Source organism: Candidatus Megaera polyxenophila (assembly GCF_029982035.1).
In the GTDB taxonomy this organism is placed as follows: Bacteria; Pseudomonadota; Alphaproteobacteria; order Rickettsiales; family Rickettsiaceae; genus Megaera; species Megaera polyxenophila.
Genome location: NZ_CP104166.1, coordinates 80,597 through 97,942, shown reverse-complemented (window position 1 = coordinate 97,942; position 17,346 = coordinate 80,597). Strand labels below are relative to the sequence as shown.

Below are 17,346 nucleotides of genomic sequence, written 5' to 3'. Positions count from 1 at the left end.
ATATTATAGCCAGATAAGTAAATATAAGTACTCATAACATCTTTATCACATCATGCTACTTGGGTTAAAACGTAACTTAAATTCTTTCCAAACATTATAACGCTCGGGACGCAAATTCTTTATCGGGCTAGCTTTTTTTACTGCTCTTCGACCAGTTTCTTCAACAAGAACTTGTAGCTGTTTGTCTCCTGTTAATCCACTTACTTGGATTATGGTTACGTTGCCTTCTATATCTAACCTTACATGAAATATTACTTCTATACCCTCAATTCCGGCAGGTTTATCCCAATGCTTGATAATTTGCTGTTTTATAAGCATTTCTTCTGTAATTGACAAAGGTGATTCTTCATCAGCGTTATTACCTTTTGCAAACTTACCTTCATTTGGTGGGCTTGGAGGAGTTCTATTCGGAGACCTTCGTTCAGTACCCTCCGATTCTTTTTCAAGGTTTGCTAGTAATGAATCAATTACGTCTTCTTGTTTTTTAGGCGCTTTTTTAGCAGTTTCTTCTTTTTTGGCTTGCGGTTGCTTAACCTCTTTTTTTATTATCGGTGCTGGCTTCTTTTTATCTTCTTCTTTTGGAGTTTCCGGCTTCTTTTCTACCGGTTTTGGCTCTTCTTTTTTCGGGGCTTCTTCTTCCTTTTTTTTCTCCGGCACGATTTCAGCTTCTTTTAAAGGTGTGGTTTTCTCTTCTTTTGGAGTTTCCGGCTTCTTTTCTACCGGTTTTGGCTCTTCCTGTTTTGGAGTTTCTTCTTTTTGCTCTAAATTTTCTTTTGGTGAGGCAGCAGATTTCTCAATTTTCTGAGATTTTTTAATTTCTTTCGGTTCAGGTGTTTTAACGCCTTGGTCTCTTACGTTAGTGATATCCGATACCGTCAACATTTCAAAAGTTATAACGTTCTGTTGGTCCGGTACTTTCTTAAATATTGAAGGTAGGCCGTAAATAAATACTCCAATAAAAATTAAGTGTAATACCAGAGAAATGATCAGATCCTTTTGAAAAGCTTTTTGCTCTTGATTCTTCATTTACTTGTGTTTTATATCCGAGATTAATGCAACTTTGGTAAAGCCTGCATTATGTATTTCAGCCATCGTTTCAACAATCTTACCGTAAGAAACGTTTCTATCTCCCTTAACAAAGATTCTTGTGTCTTTTTTTTCTTTAGTAATATTTTTAAGTTTGGTCACAAGTTCCGAAAATGGGGTTTTTGTTTCCGTAATAAATATATCTCCTTCTTTGTTAACGGTTATAACCAAAGGTGTGTCCTGACCGGATATCGGACTCGATTTAGTCTCAGGTAAATCTACTTCTACCCCTGCTACGAGCATAGGGGAAGTAACCATAAAAATAATTAGAAGAACAAGCATAACGTCTACCATGGGGGTAACGTTTATTTCACTCATTAACCTGCCTCTTCCCCGTCTGCTATTGTTTTTAGAAATATTTATTGCCATAATTACATTTTTTCTTCATCAATTGCTCTGGTAAGTAGTGCTGTTAATTCGCCTATGAAATCATCTACCCTGTTATGGATATTATCTACTGAGGAGGCTAGAAAATTATAAAATATAACGGCGGGAATAGCAGCAAAAAGGCCGATAGCAGTAGCTAGGAGTGCTTCTGCTATACCTGGGGCTACTACTGCTAAGGTAGTATTTTTTGAGGCAGCAATTGACTGGAAACTATGCATTATACCCCATACAGTACCGAATAATCCAATAAAAGGAGCTGCAGAGCCGACTGTCGCAAGAAAATTTAGCTTGCTTTCTAGACGTTCCATTTCCCTGTTTTTGGCTAAGTACATTGCCTGGATGACTCTTTCTTTATAACCGATTTTTAAAGAATCTGATTTAACTGAGCTTATAGATTTATGTTTTTTGCACTCATTTAAAGCGTTTACAAATACGCAGGATAATGGATTATCCATAGATTTTTTTACTTGTTCATAAAGATCATCTAGCACTTGCCCTGACCAAAATAAATTTTCAAAATCGGACATTTTTGATCTTATACCGGAAAAACTTTTAAGTTTATTCACAATAATTCCCCACGACCAAATTGAAGCAAGTACTAATATAATTATTACTAACTTACCGACTAGGTCTGCAGAAAGAATCAAGTTAATTATAGACAAATCTGCATTATTTGCGGTTGAGACAACATGGTCTAGGTTTTCGGCTGTAGATGATGCATTCATTTTATGTAATAATACCTATCTTAAATCTTATTAAAACTAATGCACAGCATATACTTTTTAGTCGTTGGCGTAAACAAATTCTTTTATTTTTGGAACTATACCAGCTTTAAACTTGCTGCCACTAAATGACCCATAATGCCCAACCCCTTTTTGCAAATGATAGGATTTTTTACTGTCTGGGATATTTTTACAGAGGCTAAGAGCTGCTTTTGTTTGACCTACTGCCGCTATGTCGTCGTTTTCTCCTTCTATACCCATAAGAGCGGAGTTGGTTATAAAATCTAAATTTACCTTTCTTCCGCGTGAAACGAGCTTTCCTTTTGCTAGAGAAAAATCATGAAATACTTCCTTAATAGTCTGCAGGTAAAACTCAGCCGGTAAATCCATAACTGATAAATATTCATTATAGAATTTTTTATTCTTTTCAGCTTTTTCAGTATTCTGGTTTACTAAATCATTAAATAGCTCTATGTGAGAATTTGTGTGCCTTTCAAGATTCATGCTAATAAAGCTGGCAAGTTGGAAGAACCCTGGATAAACTCTTCTTCTATACCCTGGATAGTTTTCTGGTACGTTAGTAACTAATACCCTATCAAACCAAACCAGGCTTTTGTCTGTTGCAAAACTATTTGGTTGAGTAGGGTTTTTTCTTGCATCTATTGGCCCTCCAATTAAAATCATGGATTTAGGGACTCTGGACGGATTATCTTCGGACATCATGGCTGTTGCTGCCAAAACAGGAACAGTTGGCTGGCAAACAGCCATAACATGGATGTTATACCCCAAAAACTTAATATAATTTATTATATAATCTATAAAATCATCCAGATCGAAACTGCCGTCTGTTATAGGTATTTGCTTGGCATCAATCCAGTCGGTAATGTATACATCAAAATACGGTAGTGTATCCTGAACAGTTTCACGAAGTAAAGTGGAATGATGACCGGACATAGGTGCTACAATAAGCAGTTTTGGCTGCTGCTTGTTATAGTTTGTTTTTTCAAAATGTAGTAAATGGCAAAATGAACCTTTTAGTACAATATTTTTTTTGATGGGTTGAGTTTTACCATCAATCTCACAGTCAGTAATACCAAATTGTGGTTTTTTGTAATCTCGGGTTATTCTCTCTGCCATTTCCAGACTTGCTCTCGTTACCAAACTGAAATAGTTATGATAAGCAGGGTTGCAAGAATCCTCAAATAAGTTTTGGATCGATATTAACGACGAGCGAATAGGGGAGAAATTCATTTTTGCGGCTTCAATAAAACTGTATAAATCACTTGAGTCGGGTGAAAAAAAATGCATAACAGGCCTCTTAAAGAACAAGATAAGCCACCTATCGGTGGCAGCTTAAAAGAAGATACTCTTGACCGATAAATATTTATGGAGGATTATAATACTGGTATTTGATTTGTTTTAACTTGAGTTATAAAGACTGAATGTTAGACATACATAAGATAATATATAATTGAGTTATGAGTAACTTGCACTCTGAGCAGCATTTGGTCAATGAATTAGCGGTAAAAACTCTTAAGGCCATTTCTAAAGAGCAAGCAATTCCTTACAGCAGGATCAAAAGATTTTTTCCGAAGGAGATAAGGAAATAGCCAAGGCTTTCTGGATAATGTTGCGAAAAATATCTCCCAATCATAAGTATAATTCTGTTTACTATTGCCCTGATTGTAAAGAATTTGATTTAGAACGCAAAGGAAGAAAGATTCCTTGGTAAGAAAACATTAACTATAAGTAATTTATGGAAATAGTCGGTAAAGGAATATCTATAAAACATATTTTTCTAGACCGTGGTAATTGGTCTCGATTTCGCTAAAAAATACGGCAAGCTAAGATACGGCATTATTTTCAACGTCACTAAAGTTATATCGTGTGGAACGAAATATTTAGGATTTAAACGTTATAGCTGCCGTGATTGTAACCGCAATAAATCGGTAGCATTCAGCTGTAAAGGTAGGTTTTGTTCTCGTTGTGGTAAGAAACAAACGGATCAATGGGTGAGTAAGGCTAGCAATGTTCTACCAAAAACACGATGGCAGCACATTACATTTACAATGCCGGACTCTTTATGGCCGATATTTTGGCTCAATCGTGATCTGTTTGGATTGATTTCCGGTATTGCAGCAGGAATTATTAAGGAGATAGCTACAAAGAAAAATCTTGTGGTTGGTATATTTACTGCCTTACACACTTTCGGTAGAGATTTAAAACGCAATGTTCATATCCATTTATCGGTTACTTGCGGCGGTATAAATAGCAAAGGCAAGTGGCAAAAATTATTTTTTCCTGCCGAACCTATTAAAAAAATGTGGAGACATAGAGTCCTTGAGTTATTTCGCTTTCAATATATCTCAAGTAATTTGAAGTTGCCGTCCGCATATCAAAATGCTGAGAATTTTAATAACTGGATGAGTAGTTTATACGAAATCAGTTGGTATGTTTATTTACAAAAACCATCGGATGATCATAAACGCAACATAGAATATTTAGGGCGGTATATAAAACGCCCCCTATTTCCGAGACAAGAATAGAAAATTACGACGGAAAGCAGGTAACGTTTAAATTTCTTGATCACTATAATAATACAATTGATCGCATAACTATGCCCGTGATGCAGTTCATAGCTAGTCTGATTATGCATATACCAGATCGTTATTTTCGAATGATTAGGTATTACGGTTTTTTATCTAATAGAACTAGGGGCGTACAATTACCTATCGTATATAAGGCAATTAATCAAATCGTTCATAAGAAAACTAAGCTCATTAGTTGGAGATTAATGATTTGGTTGAATTTTAAAATAGATCCTCTGTTTTGCTATAATTGCAATAAATGTATGAATCTGCGGCAAGTTTATTACGGTTTATCTCCGCCATTGTTATTAATAAGAATCAATGAATTATTATCAACGCCTAGATAACATCATTATGGCGAACACTTCTTTCACGTCTTAGCCACATAATTTGTAAAACTGAACCTATTTTTAGATAGATTCTGGCAGAGATTTTTATAAAAGTGTTGATAATTTCTAATATTGTGGCTTGTAACTACATTTTATTAAACGAATTTTCAAAGTTTTGATTAACAATTTTTCTGGTTACAAATTTTGAAATTCCTATACTATTAATTAATCATTTAAATATTGATCATACCATATTAGTTACCGCTATTGTTGTTTAATCTAGTTTGTAACTGGTATAATTAGTCTTAAGTTATGTCTTTTGAGATTTGCGTTATTCTTTTTTAATTTTAATTTGTCTACTGATTTTGCTTTTAATTAACCCAGGGTTTACTAATATTTTATAGTATAGGAATTTCAAAATTTGTAACCAGAAAAATTGTTAATCAAAACTTTGAAAATTCGTTTAATAAAATGTAGTTACAAGCCACAATATTAGAAATTATCAACACTTTTATAAAAATCTCTGCCAGAATCTATCTAAAAATAGGTTCAGTTTTACAAATTATGTGGCTAAGACGTGAAAGAAGTGTTCGCCATAATGATGTTATCTAGGCGTTGATAATAATTCATTGATTCTTATTAATAACAATGGCGGAGATAAACCGTAATAAACTTGCCGCAGATTCATACATTTATTGCAATTATAGCAAAACAGAGGATCTATTTTAAAATTCAACCAAATCATTAATCTCCAACTAATGAGCTTAGTTTTCTTATGAACGATTTGATTAATTGCCTTATATACGATAGGTAATTGTACGCCCCTAGTTCTATTAGATAAAAAACCGTAATACCTAATCATTCGAAAATAACGATCTGGTATATGCATAATCAGACTAGCTATGAACTGCATCACGGGCATAGTTATGCGATCAATTGTATTATTATAGTGATCAAGAAATTTAAACGTTACCTGCTTTCCGTCGTAATTTTCTATTCTTGTCTCGGAAATAGGGGGCGTTTTATATACCGCCCTAAATATTCTATGTTGCGTTTATGATCATCCGATGGTTTTTGTAAATAAACATACCAACTGATTTCGTATAAACTACTCATCCAGTTATTAAAATTCTCAGCATTTTGATATGCGGACGGCAACTTCAAATTACTTGAGATATATTGAAAGCGAAATAACTCAAGGACTCTATGTCTCCACATTTTTTTAATAGGTTCGGCAGGAAAAAATAATTTTTGCCACTTGCCTTTGCTATTTATACCGCCGCAAGTAACCGATAAATGGATATGAACATTGCGTTTTAAATCTCTACCGAAAGTGTGTAAGGCAGTAAATATACCAACCACAAGATTTTTCTTTGTAGCTATCTCCTTAATAATTCCTGCTGCAATACCGGAAATCAATCCAAACAGATCACGATTGAGCCAAAATATCGGCCATAAAGAGTCCGGCATTGTAAATGTAATGTGCTGCCATCGTGTTTTTGGTAGAACATTGCTAGCCTTACTCACCCATTGATCCGTTTGTTTCTTACCACAACGAGAACAAAACCTACCTTTACAGCTGAATGCTACCGATTTATTGCGGTTACAATCACGGCAGCTATAACGTTTAAATCCTAAATATTTCGTTCCACACGATATAACTTTAGTGACGTTGAAAATAATGCCGTATCTTAGCTTGCCGTATTTTTTAGCGAAATCGAGACCAATTACCACGGTCTAGAAAAATATGTTTTATAGATATTCCTTTACCGACTATTTCCATAAATTACTTATAGTTAATGTTTTCTTACCAAGGAATCTTTCTTCCTTTGCGTTCTAAATCAAATTCTTTACAATCAGGGCAATAGTAAACAGAATTATACTTATGATTGGGAGATATTTTTCGCAACATTATCCAGAAAGCCTTGGCTATTTCCTTATCTCCTTCGGAAAAAATCTTTTGATCCTGCTGTAAGGAATTGCTTGCTCTTTAGAAATGGCCTTAAGAGTTTTTACCGCTAATTCATTGACCAAATGCTGCTCAGAGTGCAAGTTACTCATAACTCAATTATATATTATCTTATGTATGTCTAACATTCAGTCTTTATAACTCAAGTTAAAACAAATCAAATACCAGTATTATAATCCTCCATAAATATTTATCGGTCAAGAGTATCTTCTTTTAAGCTGCCACCGATAGGTGGCTTATCTTGTCCTAGAAGATTTAAGGCTACAGTGGGCCTTGGCATTTGATGAGCGAGATCCTGTTAAGATTAGGCAAGTATTTGATAGGTTAAGGGAGGCAGCAGCTAGTGTTAAAGATTATGAGCATCAGTTTTTTAACCCATATTTTGCAACTAGATATATTGATTCTATTTTATCAATAGAAGAAATAGGATACAAACTATATGACAGAGCAAAAGGTGTTTTAAATCAGGAGTGCATAAATGATGACCCTGGATTACTTGCAAGCATGAAACATTTTGAAATCATGATTAGCAGCTGGCAAAGAAACAGACTAGAGCAATTGGCGAATGGTATCATAGATAGCAAAGATTATGATAATGGATATAAAGAAAAGGCCAAAGAATATCTTGAGGATACCCAAAGAGTATTAAATCAAAGAATAAAATTCTTGGAAAGCATAATTGATTCAGAAGATTTCCATCAAATATTGTTACTTAAAAAAGACTTAAATAACAACGGCAAGAATTGTATGTTAAAGCATATGGAATCACAATATGCCGTATTACAATTACAATTGCACCATGTAAATGGTTTAATTGAATTTATCAATAATACCAGGAATGCAGATATATGCATAAGCAGCAAGGGTAATTTAAGTGAATTAACAAAAGGAGTTAATAGCTCGGGATTCAAAATCCATGATGAGGAACTAGCTCAAATAAGGAATTTAGGTGAAGATTCTTTTTACAGATTAGATGAATTACCTATTGTTAGTGTAAATAGTCCAACAACTAGATCGGCAATAGGCCAAGTTGCCGGTTTATTTGCTAGCAGTGCCTTAAAATTCAGTTTTACCAAGAAGTCAGTTCCTACTTCAAATGATTTAATAGATACTGGTATTTTTGATATTACGAAGGTTGTTTTATCGCAGCAGGAAGAATCTGATCATTTATTGGATATACTTTCATTTGGATTTGGAAGTACGACAAAGAGTTTAAAAATCCTGCGCAAAGTGGCTCAGTACGTATCTGAAAGTATTAGTGGGAAAGTAAGTAAGAGCGGATTATTTGAATCACCTACTATGCAGATTACCAATGATGTTAAAGTTTTTGCAGAAAAGCTTGGAAATATTATGCCCAAGGGAATACTAAAGAGTGTTACTGATGAACCTGCTCTAGCCGGTAATGATATAAACGGACATGAGAATATCAACGGAATACACCACTATTTTGGTAAATATACACTAGATGCTATTAATTCCATATTAAAATTGCGGATAAAGGATGCCGGAATAGCCGATGTCAAGGTAGTAAGTAATAATTATTCATTTATAGATAGTAGTAATAATAATATGGATAAGTTATTAGTAGAATTAAGTGCAATAAATGCACCGGTGATACTTGCTCCTTTGAACTTATTTAACAAGCATGCTGCCGGGTTAATGTTTACAAAGCAGGAAAGCGGTACTATGCTTTACTATATTGATCCAGAAAACCAGCAGATACCATCTGCCTTAGCACAGATATTCAGAGAATATCGATTAGATACCAAGCAATTAACATTAGAAACTCAAAAGTATGCTAACTGCGGTCCTGAGGTAATAGAAGACTTCATGTTTTGTTTGACAGGACAAAGGCTATCTCAGGAGGAGGCTATTTCATAAAAAAAACTATTTTTTGTTTTTAAACTAAAAGAAAGCTTAGTTAGAGCAAAAAAGTTGTTATATTAATAATAAATTATTAACGACGTTAGTATCTCTGTTAATAATTTAATTTCATCTGTTTGCGAATGAGATTAATTAAGTAGCCTAAATATATTTAAATTGAAATAAATTGAGTAAATTAATATGTATCATGTAATGAAATTCCAAGCCCCTTTTGAGCGTTTAAAAGAGTATAATTCATCCCCGGAAATAATTTTATATAAAGCTATAATTACGCAGGCCATAATAGATGCCACTAACATTTCTGATGCTCCTAGAGCTAAAACACTAGAAACCGATGCAAAAAAATGGATATTTAGCAATAGCGATTATTTTCAGAAAATATGCTATATTGCAGGAATAGAACCTAGTTTTGTAGTGAAAATAACTAAGGAAGCAATAAAGTTAAACCATAAAAAGCTAGAATTTAATAAAAAACTACCTAAAACGGTATCAACCTATAATAAAAAACAATTAATAAAGAAAATGGCCGGGTAATTAAGAGTTTTTGCCTGAATTCCTGTATTGAATTTACATTAGATTACTGCTACATTTTATTTTATAACAATCGTAAATTATAAAAACAAAATATGCAAAAAACTGTCACCGAGTTACCGGAAATAAAGCTACTCGGTATTTTGTGCCGCACTAACAATACAGCAGAAATGAATATATCAAGTGCTAAAATTGCTCCTACTATACAAAAATATTTTCGGCAAGCAGTAGGAGAAGAAATTCCTAATAGAAAAAATCCAGGCACAACTTATTGTGTTTATACGGATTATGAAAGTGATTTTACCGGTGATTATACTTATTTCATCGGTGAAGAAGTAAAGGTTGGGGGCGATTCAATGGAAGGATTCTCTTCTATTATTATACCGGCTCAAAATTATGCAAAGTTCACAAGCAAGCCTGGAATTATGCCAGAGGTATGTATTGATATGTGGCAAAATATCTGGAAAATGAAATCTGGAGAATTAGGAGGTAAAAGAGCATATCTGGCTGATTTTGAGGTTTATGATAAGCGTGCTTTAGATCCAAGTAAAACGGTGCTTGACATCTACGTGGGAGTTAAATAATAAAGAAGTTACTATTCTAACTAAACTAAAAATAATTCATAAAGGAGGAGTTAGTATGCAAGTTTCAGTTTCTGGTCAACATCTATCTATCGGCTCATCTCTGCAGGAGTATGTAAAAGAGAGAGTGACCAGCTCGATAAATAAATATTTTGATCATGCGCCTAGTGCAACCGTGCATTTTAACAAGCAAAACCATGAGTTTTTCTGCGATATTGTTGTAAATGACGGAACAGGGAGGCATGTGGTTATTAAAAGTAGTGCTTCCTCCGATGATGTTTATTTTGCTTTTGATGCAGCGCTCAGTAAAGTTGAAAAGCAGCTTAGAAAATATAAATCCAAATTAAAGGATCATTCAAGTAAGATGAAAGTCTCGGAAATTAGTCCCGATAGTACTAAATACGTAATTTCACCCACTAAAATTGATGATGAGGATGATGAAACAAAAGAAATAGATTTTGATAATCCAGTCATTGTCGCTGAAAAGGCAACAAACATTTTAAAATTATCAGTAGGCCAAGCGGTGATGAAAATGGATCTCGAGGATTTACCAGCTTTAATGTTTAGAAACGTTAAAACTGATAGGATTAATGTAGTTTATTATCGCAAAGACGGTAATATTTCCTGGGTAGATTCGTTTTAACTTCCATTTTAAATGAAAGAGATAATATTTAATAGAAAAGAGGATGAAGTAGCAATTATTGCTCCTTCTTCAGGTTGCCCAAATGGCAAAGAAAAACTGATGGTAGGGGTCAATTTACTTGAATCTCACGGGTTTAAATGTAAATATGATAAGAATATTTTATCGAGAAATGCAAGCCTAGATTATTTTTCCTCTTCTAAAAAACAGCGCATTCATGAGTTTAGAAGTGCGCTATTTGATCCTAAGGTCAAGATTATTTGGGCTTTTCGTGGAGGATATGGTGCGTCAGAAATAGTTTTTGATGTTTTAGCTTTAAAAGCGGATGAAATCCGACCTAAAATTATCATTGGATTTAGTGATATAACAGTTTTGCTATTGTTATTTTGGCAAAAATTTAAAATGCCAGCAATTCACGGGTCTGTTTTAACTGCTCTTATCGATAAACAAGCTAACATGCTTAATTCTATTATTTCGGTATTATCCTCTCATGAGATAAAATTTGTCCTTGATCCTTTAAATGAGCAAGCAAATAATGCCGTTATTACTTCTAAAATTACCGGCGGGAATCTTGCGGTTATTTGTCATTTGATAGGCTCTACACTTACTATCGATACAAATGATAAAATAGTTTTTCTAGAAGACGTCAATGAAAAAGGCTATCATGTTCATCGTTATTTATTACAAATGAAAAATGCAGGGCTTTTTTCCGGTGCAAAAGCTTTGATTTTTGGCGATTTTGCTAACTCTGATGATAAGATTATCCCTTCAATAAAAAATTTTTGTAGTGAACATTTAACCATCCCAGCTTTTACAACGCAAGGAATAGGGCATCTAGAGAGTAATTATCCGATAATTATTGGTGGTGATGCAGAAATAAGGAATCGTAATTTGACAGTCAAAAGCCCGTTTGGATTAATTTAGATGTTAATAAGAATCGCAACAAGAAGAAGTAGATTAGCTGTGATTCAAACAGATTTAGTTATCAAAAAATTAAAAAATTTTTTTCCTCATATAAACTGCGAAATAGTGCCAGTAATAACTACAGGCGATAGAATAACTGATAAAAATTTATACGATATCGGGGGGAAGGCTTTATTTTTAAAGGAATTAGAAGAAAAATTACTTACAGGAGAGGTGGATTTAGCAATTCATTCGCTTAAAGATGTTCCAGGAATATTACCTGTAGGGCTAGAGATAGCTGCAGTTTTAGAGAGAGAAGATCCCAGAGATTGCCTGGTTTCATACAAATATAAATCATTAAATGAATTACCTAACGGAGCTATAATTGGTACTTCTTCTGTGAGGAGGAAAGTAATTCTCCAAAAAATCCGCCCTGACCTTAAGATTATCCCGTGTAGAGGTAACATCCAGACTAGGCTTGATAAGCTTTCCAGTGATAATGCTCCGGATGCAATAATACTTGCGTGTGGAGGGCTTAAGAGGTTAGGGATATTTGATGAAAAACATTGTTTTCCTTTGACTGTTGATACGATGATTCCATCTGCTGGACAAGGAACTATTGCTATTGAAAAAAGGTCTGATGATCAGAAAATGGCTGATATTTGCAAAGAAATTAATCACTTGCCTAGCTGGTATTTGAGTCAGGCGGAAAGAGAATTTCTTGTGTACTTTGATGCGAGCTGTAAAACTCCGATTGCTGCCCATGCGGAATATATTGATGAATCAATAATTAAAGCACGATATATGTATGGGGATTTTGAGGGGAATTGCTTAGAATTCCACACAGAAACCGGCGATAAAATTTGTGGAAAAGAAATAGCCATTAAGGCGGCCGAAATTATAGAGGCAAAGAAATATTAAAATTAGAGTGTGTACAATAATGAGAAAAATTATTTTAAAATGTTTTTCCTGAAGGTAACATGGACTTAACACTAAAGAGGTATGATAGTAATACCGAAAGAAGCTCGGTGTAAGGACGTATATGGTGCTAATAACCCCCTATAGGACTGCCTATCTCCACTACAATGCCATTATTATCTTTGACCTGAGAAACTATTTGTCCCCATGGTACTTGTTTAGGTGGTGAAATTTTAGAAGCCCCTTCTTTGATGGCTTTTTCATAAGCTTCCGCAACATTTTCGGTAATAAAGCTAATTTGAAAACCTGGCGAAACATTGTCTGCTCGATTGGTGACAAATTCCACGTCATGTTCCTGGATAAAATCTTCCGCTACAAAGGATAGAATTGTTTCTCCCGTAGATAGTTCAGCATATTTACCACTTTCTGCATAAAATTTCAAAGATAAACCAAAAGCTCTTTGGTAGAAATCTACTGTTTGTTTAATGTCTTTAACGTAAATAATTGTATATCCAAACTTCATGTAATCTTTAAAATGAGACTTATTAATGGTATATACTAAATATTATATTTAGATCCAGCAAGCGTTTTCATACATTTTATAACTTAATTTCATGATCAATTCAAAAACAGCATTATTAATAATAATATTATCATTTTTATTTCCCGTTTTTGCCGACAATATTGCTGAAAAGGTAGAAAATTTAATTAATGAAACTGATTCGAATATAAATATCGGTTTTAGAATAAGGAATCTTGATAAGAATAATATTATTCATGAGAAAAATGTTAATCGTTATTTTACTTTTGCCAGTGGTTTAAAATTTATTACTCTAACCACACTTCTTGAAGAATTGGGCGGTGATTACAAATTTGATAGTGCAATTTCAAAGATTGGTAATGATTATTATTTAGATATTCATGATCCAGAGTTTACCACTGATGATTTGGATGTATTAGTTTTGTCTTTAAAAAGTAAAAATATAAGCTCTATAAAAGGTAATTTTTATATTATTAATAAAGAATTTCTACTTCCTCCATTAATACGTACGAAAACCGTAAGTGATACAGTTTATTGTAATACTGGCCCGATTACTAGATTGCATATTAACAAAAATTGCGCAAAGGTTAATGTTTTACCTACGGAAATTGGCCAAAAAGTCGAGGTATCAGATACTCAGCTTGTACCTTATAAAATAGAAAATAAGTTAGTTACTACTTCCGATAGTAATATAGATTTAATATATACCAGTATTGATACTAATAAATATATAATTTCTGGGACATTAAATAAGTCAACTAAGTTATTAACAATAGGAGCTGTTACTAATGATAATTTGAATAATGTAAGGTTGGTATTAAAACTTCTTTTACAAAAACATGGTATCAATTTAAAGGGCAAGATATTGCCATCTATACCTGTTAAAACTTCTGAAGTAATAGCAATGAAGAAGAACCATTTTTTTGCAATTGCAAGTCAAGCTATGAAAAAATCGGATAATTTTGTTACTGACTATCTATTAGCTGAAGCAAGTAGTACAAGTAAAGAAATGATAAATGAAATAGGTGATAGGCAAATGGAGTGGCGTGATGCCGGGAGGTTACTTAAAAAGCTGGTGCAAAAACATACTGGAGTAGATATAACTGATTCTTTGATTGAAGATGGCTCTGGTATTTCAAGAGTTAATGTTTTAACTGTTTCTCAAATAGATGAAATACTGCAGGTGATAGCTAAAAAACCAAATTTTCCTGAAATTTTATCAATGCTTGCTACTCCGGGGGAGGAAGGTACTTTAAAAAATAGATATTCAAAAGATCTTAAGCTATATGCAAAAACCGGTCGTTTAACAGGTGTGGTAAGTCTCTTAGGATATTTTTATAATACTAAAGGAGAATTACACAGTTTTGTTATAGTAATCAATAACATATACGGAGATACCAATAAATATATTAAATTAGAAGATAGTATTTTACCTCAGTTCGGGATAAGCGCGTAGTTTAGAGATAAATCAAAACTATAATTTATTGAAGGTTTATTTTTTTTAAAGCAATATGATATAAACGTGGATAGTATATGCACAAAGGCATTGATTGGTGATCTATGTCTCGTGTGTTCAAGGTTCATTTTATTTTTTAAATAATCAAATACAGTTTCAATTATATTTCGTTTGCGTAGTAAGATTTTTTCGTTTAAATCCATTAATTTATTTGGCATATTCTTTTTAATTCCATGCACCATTTTCAATCCTCTTTCATATAAATTAATGAATAGATTTTGCTTAATATAACCTTTGTCGGCGTATATAAAACCAGTTAAATCCGTTGTTAGATCAAGCACAGGAACTCTATCATCTACGTTTCCCTTAGTCATTTTTAGCGCGATAAATTCACCTTTTTCGTTGATCACTAAATGTAATTTAAACCCATAAAAAAAGCCCATAGATGATTTGCCTTGCTTGGCAAGCCCAGCAAATGTTTTATTCCTATAGCGTCTTTTATTGTGGCAGATTTTGATTGCGGTAGTATCCATAAAATATGTGCCAGTTTCTTCGCCAAATAACATATGCAAAAGTATATTAAACGGTAAAAATAATCTAGACATTAGTTCTACAAAACGGTTATAACTTAAGGCATTCGGAAAATCGTTTTTGTGGATATACTCTATACAAGTTTTGTAAAAATATTTAAAGTTCTTTGCATGAGACGTATGATACATTACCATGATCGTCATAATCTCGCTCAAGCTCATACTACATAAGCGATTTCGCTGTTTATTGCCAGGTAATAATTGCTTTTTTTCGTAACCAGAGTAAATTTGGCAAAAATCATCTATAAAGCTGTACAATTCCGTGATATCTTTTTTCATGCCTGTGGTTGCCATTTTTTGTTAAAAAAGAGCTTTATCACAGGCATCACCATCTTGCAACCCTTGTATCTACTATATATTTATGCAATCCTTATCCCGAACTGGGGTATTTTAGGTCTATTTCAAACTGGCTTAAGAAAATAGGTTGTAAAGCTGATAAAGAAATGCTACTGTAGGTAGCATAAATTTATGCCGATTGAGAATATTATAAGATAAAGCAATACTCTTAATGGGTTAAGTAAAAAAAGAAATTATCAAATTCTGTTTGTTTTATGGCTTGGACTATCGATCATATAATATTTTTTTCATTTTTAATTCTTAATGTAATTCTTGGTCTAAAATCAAGTAAAGGCATTACCTCAATAACCCAGTATGCCATAGGTGATAGAAACTTTTCTACTGCTGTATTAGTTTCAACTCTCGTTGCTACGTGGGTTTCTGGCTCATTTTTTGCTAACATACTGATAGAAACCTATAAAACAGGGTTATATTATTTTATTCCTGTTTTATTTGAAGTGGTGTGTTTCTTTATAGTAGGTTATTTTTTTATTCCCCGTATGAGCGAATTTTTGGGGAAACTTTCCATTGCTGAGGCAATGAATGATATATACGGGCAAAAAGTTAGAATTGTCACTAGTATATCAGGGTTTATATTTGTTAGTGGATTAATAGCAGTACAATTAAAAATAGCCGGAAGTGTTTTTGAGTATATCTTAAATATTAATAGTTTATACGGGATTATTTTATAGTATAGGAATTTCAAAATTTGTAACCAGAAAAATTGTTAATCAAAACTTTGAAAATTCGTTTAATAAAATGTAGTTACAAGCCACAATATTAGAAATTATCAACACTTTTATAAAAATCTCTGCCAGAATCTATCTAAAAATAGGTTCAGTTTTACAAATTACCCCAGTTCGGGATAAGGATTGCATAAATATATAGTAGATACAAGGGTTGCAAGATGGTGATGCCTGTGATAAAGCTCTTTTTTAACAAAAAATGGCAACCACAGGCATGAAAAAAGATATCACGGAATTGTACAGCTTTATAGATGATTTTTGCCAAATTTACTCTGGTTACGAAAAAAAGCAATTATTACCTGGCAATAAACAGCGAAATCGCTTATGTAGTATGAGCTTGAGCGAGATTATGACGATCATGGTAATGTATCATACGTCTCATGCAAAGAACTTTAAATATTTTTACAAAACTTGTATAGAGTATATCCAAAACGATTTTCCGAATGCCTTAAGTTATAACCGTTTTGTAGAACTAATGTCTAGATTATTTTTACCGTTTAATATACTTTTGCATATGTTATTTGGCGAAGAAACTGGCACATATTTTATGGATACTACCGCAATCAAAATCTGCCACAATAAAAGACGCTATAGGAATAAAACATTTGCTGGGCTTGCCAAGCAAGGCAAATCATCTATGGGCTTTTTTTATGGGTTTAAATTACATTTAGTGATCAACGAAAAAGGTGAATTTATCGCGCTAAAAATGACTAAGGGAAACGTAGATGATAGAGTTCCTGTGCTTGATCTAACAACGGATTTAACTGGTTTTATATACGCCGACAAAGGTTATATTAAGCAAAATCTATTCATTAATTTATATGAAAGAGGATTGAAAATGGTGCATGGAATTAAAAAGAATATGCCAAATAAATTAATGGATTTAAACGAAAAAATCTTACTACGCAAACGAAATATAATTGAAACTGTATTTGATTATTTAAAAAATAAAATGAACCTTGAACACACGAGACATAGATCACCAATCAATGCCTTTGTGCATATACTATCCACGTTTATATCATATTGCTTTAAAAAAAATAAACCTTCAATAAATTATAGTTTTGATTTATCTCTAAACTACGCGCTTATCCCGAACTGAGGTAAATTATGTGGCTAAGACGTGAAAGAAGTGTTCG

The 17,346-nt window shown here is 33.1% G+C and carries 17 protein-coding genes and 2 pseudogenes; 11 read left to right on the top strand and 8 right to left on the bottom strand.

Annotation, left to right across the window (positions count from 1 at the left end; genetic code table 11):
- Window positions 1–45 precede the first annotated feature (45 nt).
- From N3Z16_RS00490 to N3Z16_RS00475, 4 genes are read right to left on the bottom strand one after another with little or no spacing between them, the layout of a single operon-like run.
- Window positions 46–1,026, bottom strand: a complete 981-nt coding sequence (locus N3Z16_RS00490; RefSeq protein WP_282486320.1) for a cell envelope integrity protein TolA — start codon at window positions 1,024–1,026, stop codon at window positions 46–48.
- A complete protein-coding gene (gene tolR, locus N3Z16_RS00485) occupies window positions 1,027–1,455 on the bottom strand; it encodes a protein TolR (protein ID WP_282486319.1) in 429 nt (142 codons plus the stop codon).
- 2 nt (window positions 1,456–1,457) lie between these two features.
- Window positions 1,458–2,198 (bottom strand): protein TolQ, encoded by a 741-nt coding sequence (gene tolQ, locus N3Z16_RS00480; RefSeq protein WP_282486317.1) that lies wholly within the window; start codon window positions 2,196–2,198, stop codon window positions 1,458–1,460.
- Between the two features lie 57 nt (window positions 2,199–2,255).
- Window positions 2,256–3,503, bottom strand: coding sequence for a polyhydroxyalkanoate depolymerase (locus tag N3Z16_RS00475; protein ID WP_282486316.1), 1,248 nt, complete (start codon window positions 3,501–3,503; stop codon window positions 2,256–2,258).
- 170 nt (window positions 3,504–3,673) lie between these two features.
- Here N3Z16_RS00475 and N3Z16_RS00470 point away from each other — a divergent pair, with 170 nt between their 5' ends.
- Together N3Z16_RS00470 and N3Z16_RS00465 are read left to right on the top strand one after the other, a co-directional pair.
- A complete protein-coding gene (locus tag N3Z16_RS00470; RefSeq protein WP_282486222.1) occupies window positions 3,674–3,805 on the top strand; it encodes a hypothetical protein in 132 nt (43 codons plus the stop codon).
- A gap of 195 nt (window positions 3,806–4,000) precedes the next feature.
- A pseudogene (locus N3Z16_RS00465) lies at window positions 4,001–5,130 on the top strand (IS91 family transposase).
- Between the two features lie 586 nt (window positions 5,131–5,716).
- Here N3Z16_RS00465 and N3Z16_RS00460 read toward each other — a convergent pair.
- Both N3Z16_RS00460 and N3Z16_RS00455 read right to left on the bottom strand, forming a co-directional pair.
- Window positions 5,717–6,846 (bottom strand): annotated as a pseudogene (locus N3Z16_RS00460) (IS91 family transposase).
- 195 nt (window positions 6,847–7,041) lie between these two features.
- Entirely contained in the window at window positions 7,042–7,173 is a 132-nt protein-coding gene (locus tag N3Z16_RS00455) for a hypothetical protein (RefSeq protein ID WP_282486222.1), read from the bottom strand.
- A gap of 181 nt (window positions 7,174–7,354) precedes the next feature.
- Here N3Z16_RS00455 and N3Z16_RS00450 point away from each other — a divergent pair, with 181 nt between their 5' ends.
- The 6 genes from N3Z16_RS00450 (at window position 7,355) to hemC (ending at window position 12,541) form a co-directional block, all read left to right on the top strand.
- A complete protein-coding gene (locus tag N3Z16_RS00450; RefSeq protein WP_282486309.1) occupies window positions 7,355–8,962 on the top strand; it encodes a hypothetical protein in 1,608 nt (535 codons plus the stop codon).
- A 195-nt stretch (window positions 8,963–9,157) separates the two neighbouring features.
- Window positions 9,158–9,499, top strand: coding sequence for a hypothetical protein (locus N3Z16_RS00445; RefSeq protein ID WP_223938967.1), 342 nt, complete (start codon window positions 9,158–9,160; stop codon window positions 9,497–9,499).
- Between the two features lie 92 nt (window positions 9,500–9,591).
- A complete protein-coding gene (locus tag N3Z16_RS00440; protein ID WP_282486308.1) occupies window positions 9,592–10,080 on the top strand; it encodes a GyrI-like domain-containing protein in 489 nt (162 codons plus the stop codon).
- A gap of 55 nt (window positions 10,081–10,135) precedes the next feature.
- Window positions 10,136–10,720: a ribosome hibernation-promoting factor, HPF/YfiA family gene (gene hpf, locus N3Z16_RS00435; protein WP_282486307.1), complete on the top strand. Its 585-nt coding sequence runs from the start codon at window positions 10,136–10,138 to the stop codon at window positions 10,718–10,720.
- Window positions 10,721–10,732: 12 nt separating this feature from the next.
- Window positions 10,733–11,641 (top strand): S66 peptidase family protein, encoded by a 909-nt coding sequence (locus N3Z16_RS00430; protein ID WP_282486306.1) that lies wholly within the window; start codon window positions 10,733–10,735, stop codon window positions 11,639–11,641.
- The gene (gene hemC, locus N3Z16_RS00425) at window positions 11,642–12,541 is read left to right on the top strand and encodes a hydroxymethylbilane synthase (protein ID WP_223938963.1); all 900 of its coding nucleotides are present in this window, start codon (window positions 11,642–11,644) and stop codon (window positions 12,539–12,541) included. It abuts the gene before it with no gap.
- A 127-nt stretch (window positions 12,542–12,668) separates the two neighbouring features.
- Here hemC and N3Z16_RS00420 read toward each other — a convergent pair whose 3' ends face one another.
- Window positions 12,669–13,061, bottom strand: coding sequence for a VOC family protein (locus N3Z16_RS00420; protein WP_282486305.1), 393 nt, complete (start codon window positions 13,059–13,061; stop codon window positions 12,669–12,671).
- Between the two features lie 91 nt (window positions 13,062–13,152).
- On the opposite strand from N3Z16_RS00420, the gene dacB reads away from it, so the two are divergent.
- The gene (dacB, locus tag N3Z16_RS00415) at window positions 13,153–14,535 is read left to right on the top strand and encodes a D-alanyl-D-alanine carboxypeptidase/D-alanyl-D-alanine endopeptidase (protein ID WP_282486304.1); all 1,383 of its coding nucleotides are present in this window, start codon (window positions 13,153–13,155) and stop codon (window positions 14,533–14,535) included.
- Here the strand turns inward: dacB and N3Z16_RS00410 are convergent.
- A complete protein-coding gene (locus tag N3Z16_RS00410) occupies window positions 14,514–15,404 on the bottom strand; it encodes an IS982 family transposase (protein ID WP_341850339.1) in 891 nt (296 codons plus the stop codon). The two genes, dacB and N3Z16_RS00410, sit on opposite strands and share 22 nt — an antisense overlap.
- 272 nt (window positions 15,405–15,676) lie before the next feature.
- On the opposite strand from N3Z16_RS00410, the gene N3Z16_RS00405 reads away from it, so the two are divergent.
- Window positions 15,677–16,153 (top strand): sodium:solute symporter family transporter, encoded by a 477-nt coding sequence (locus tag N3Z16_RS00405; RefSeq protein ID WP_282486303.1) that lies wholly within the window; start codon window positions 15,677–15,679, stop codon window positions 16,151–16,153.
- A 268-nt stretch (window positions 16,154–16,421) separates the two neighbouring features.
- A complete protein-coding gene (locus N3Z16_RS00400) occupies window positions 16,422–17,309 on the top strand; it encodes an IS982 family transposase (protein ID WP_341850347.1) in 888 nt (295 codons plus the stop codon).
- The last annotated feature ends 37 nt before the right edge of the window (window positions 17,310–17,346 follow it).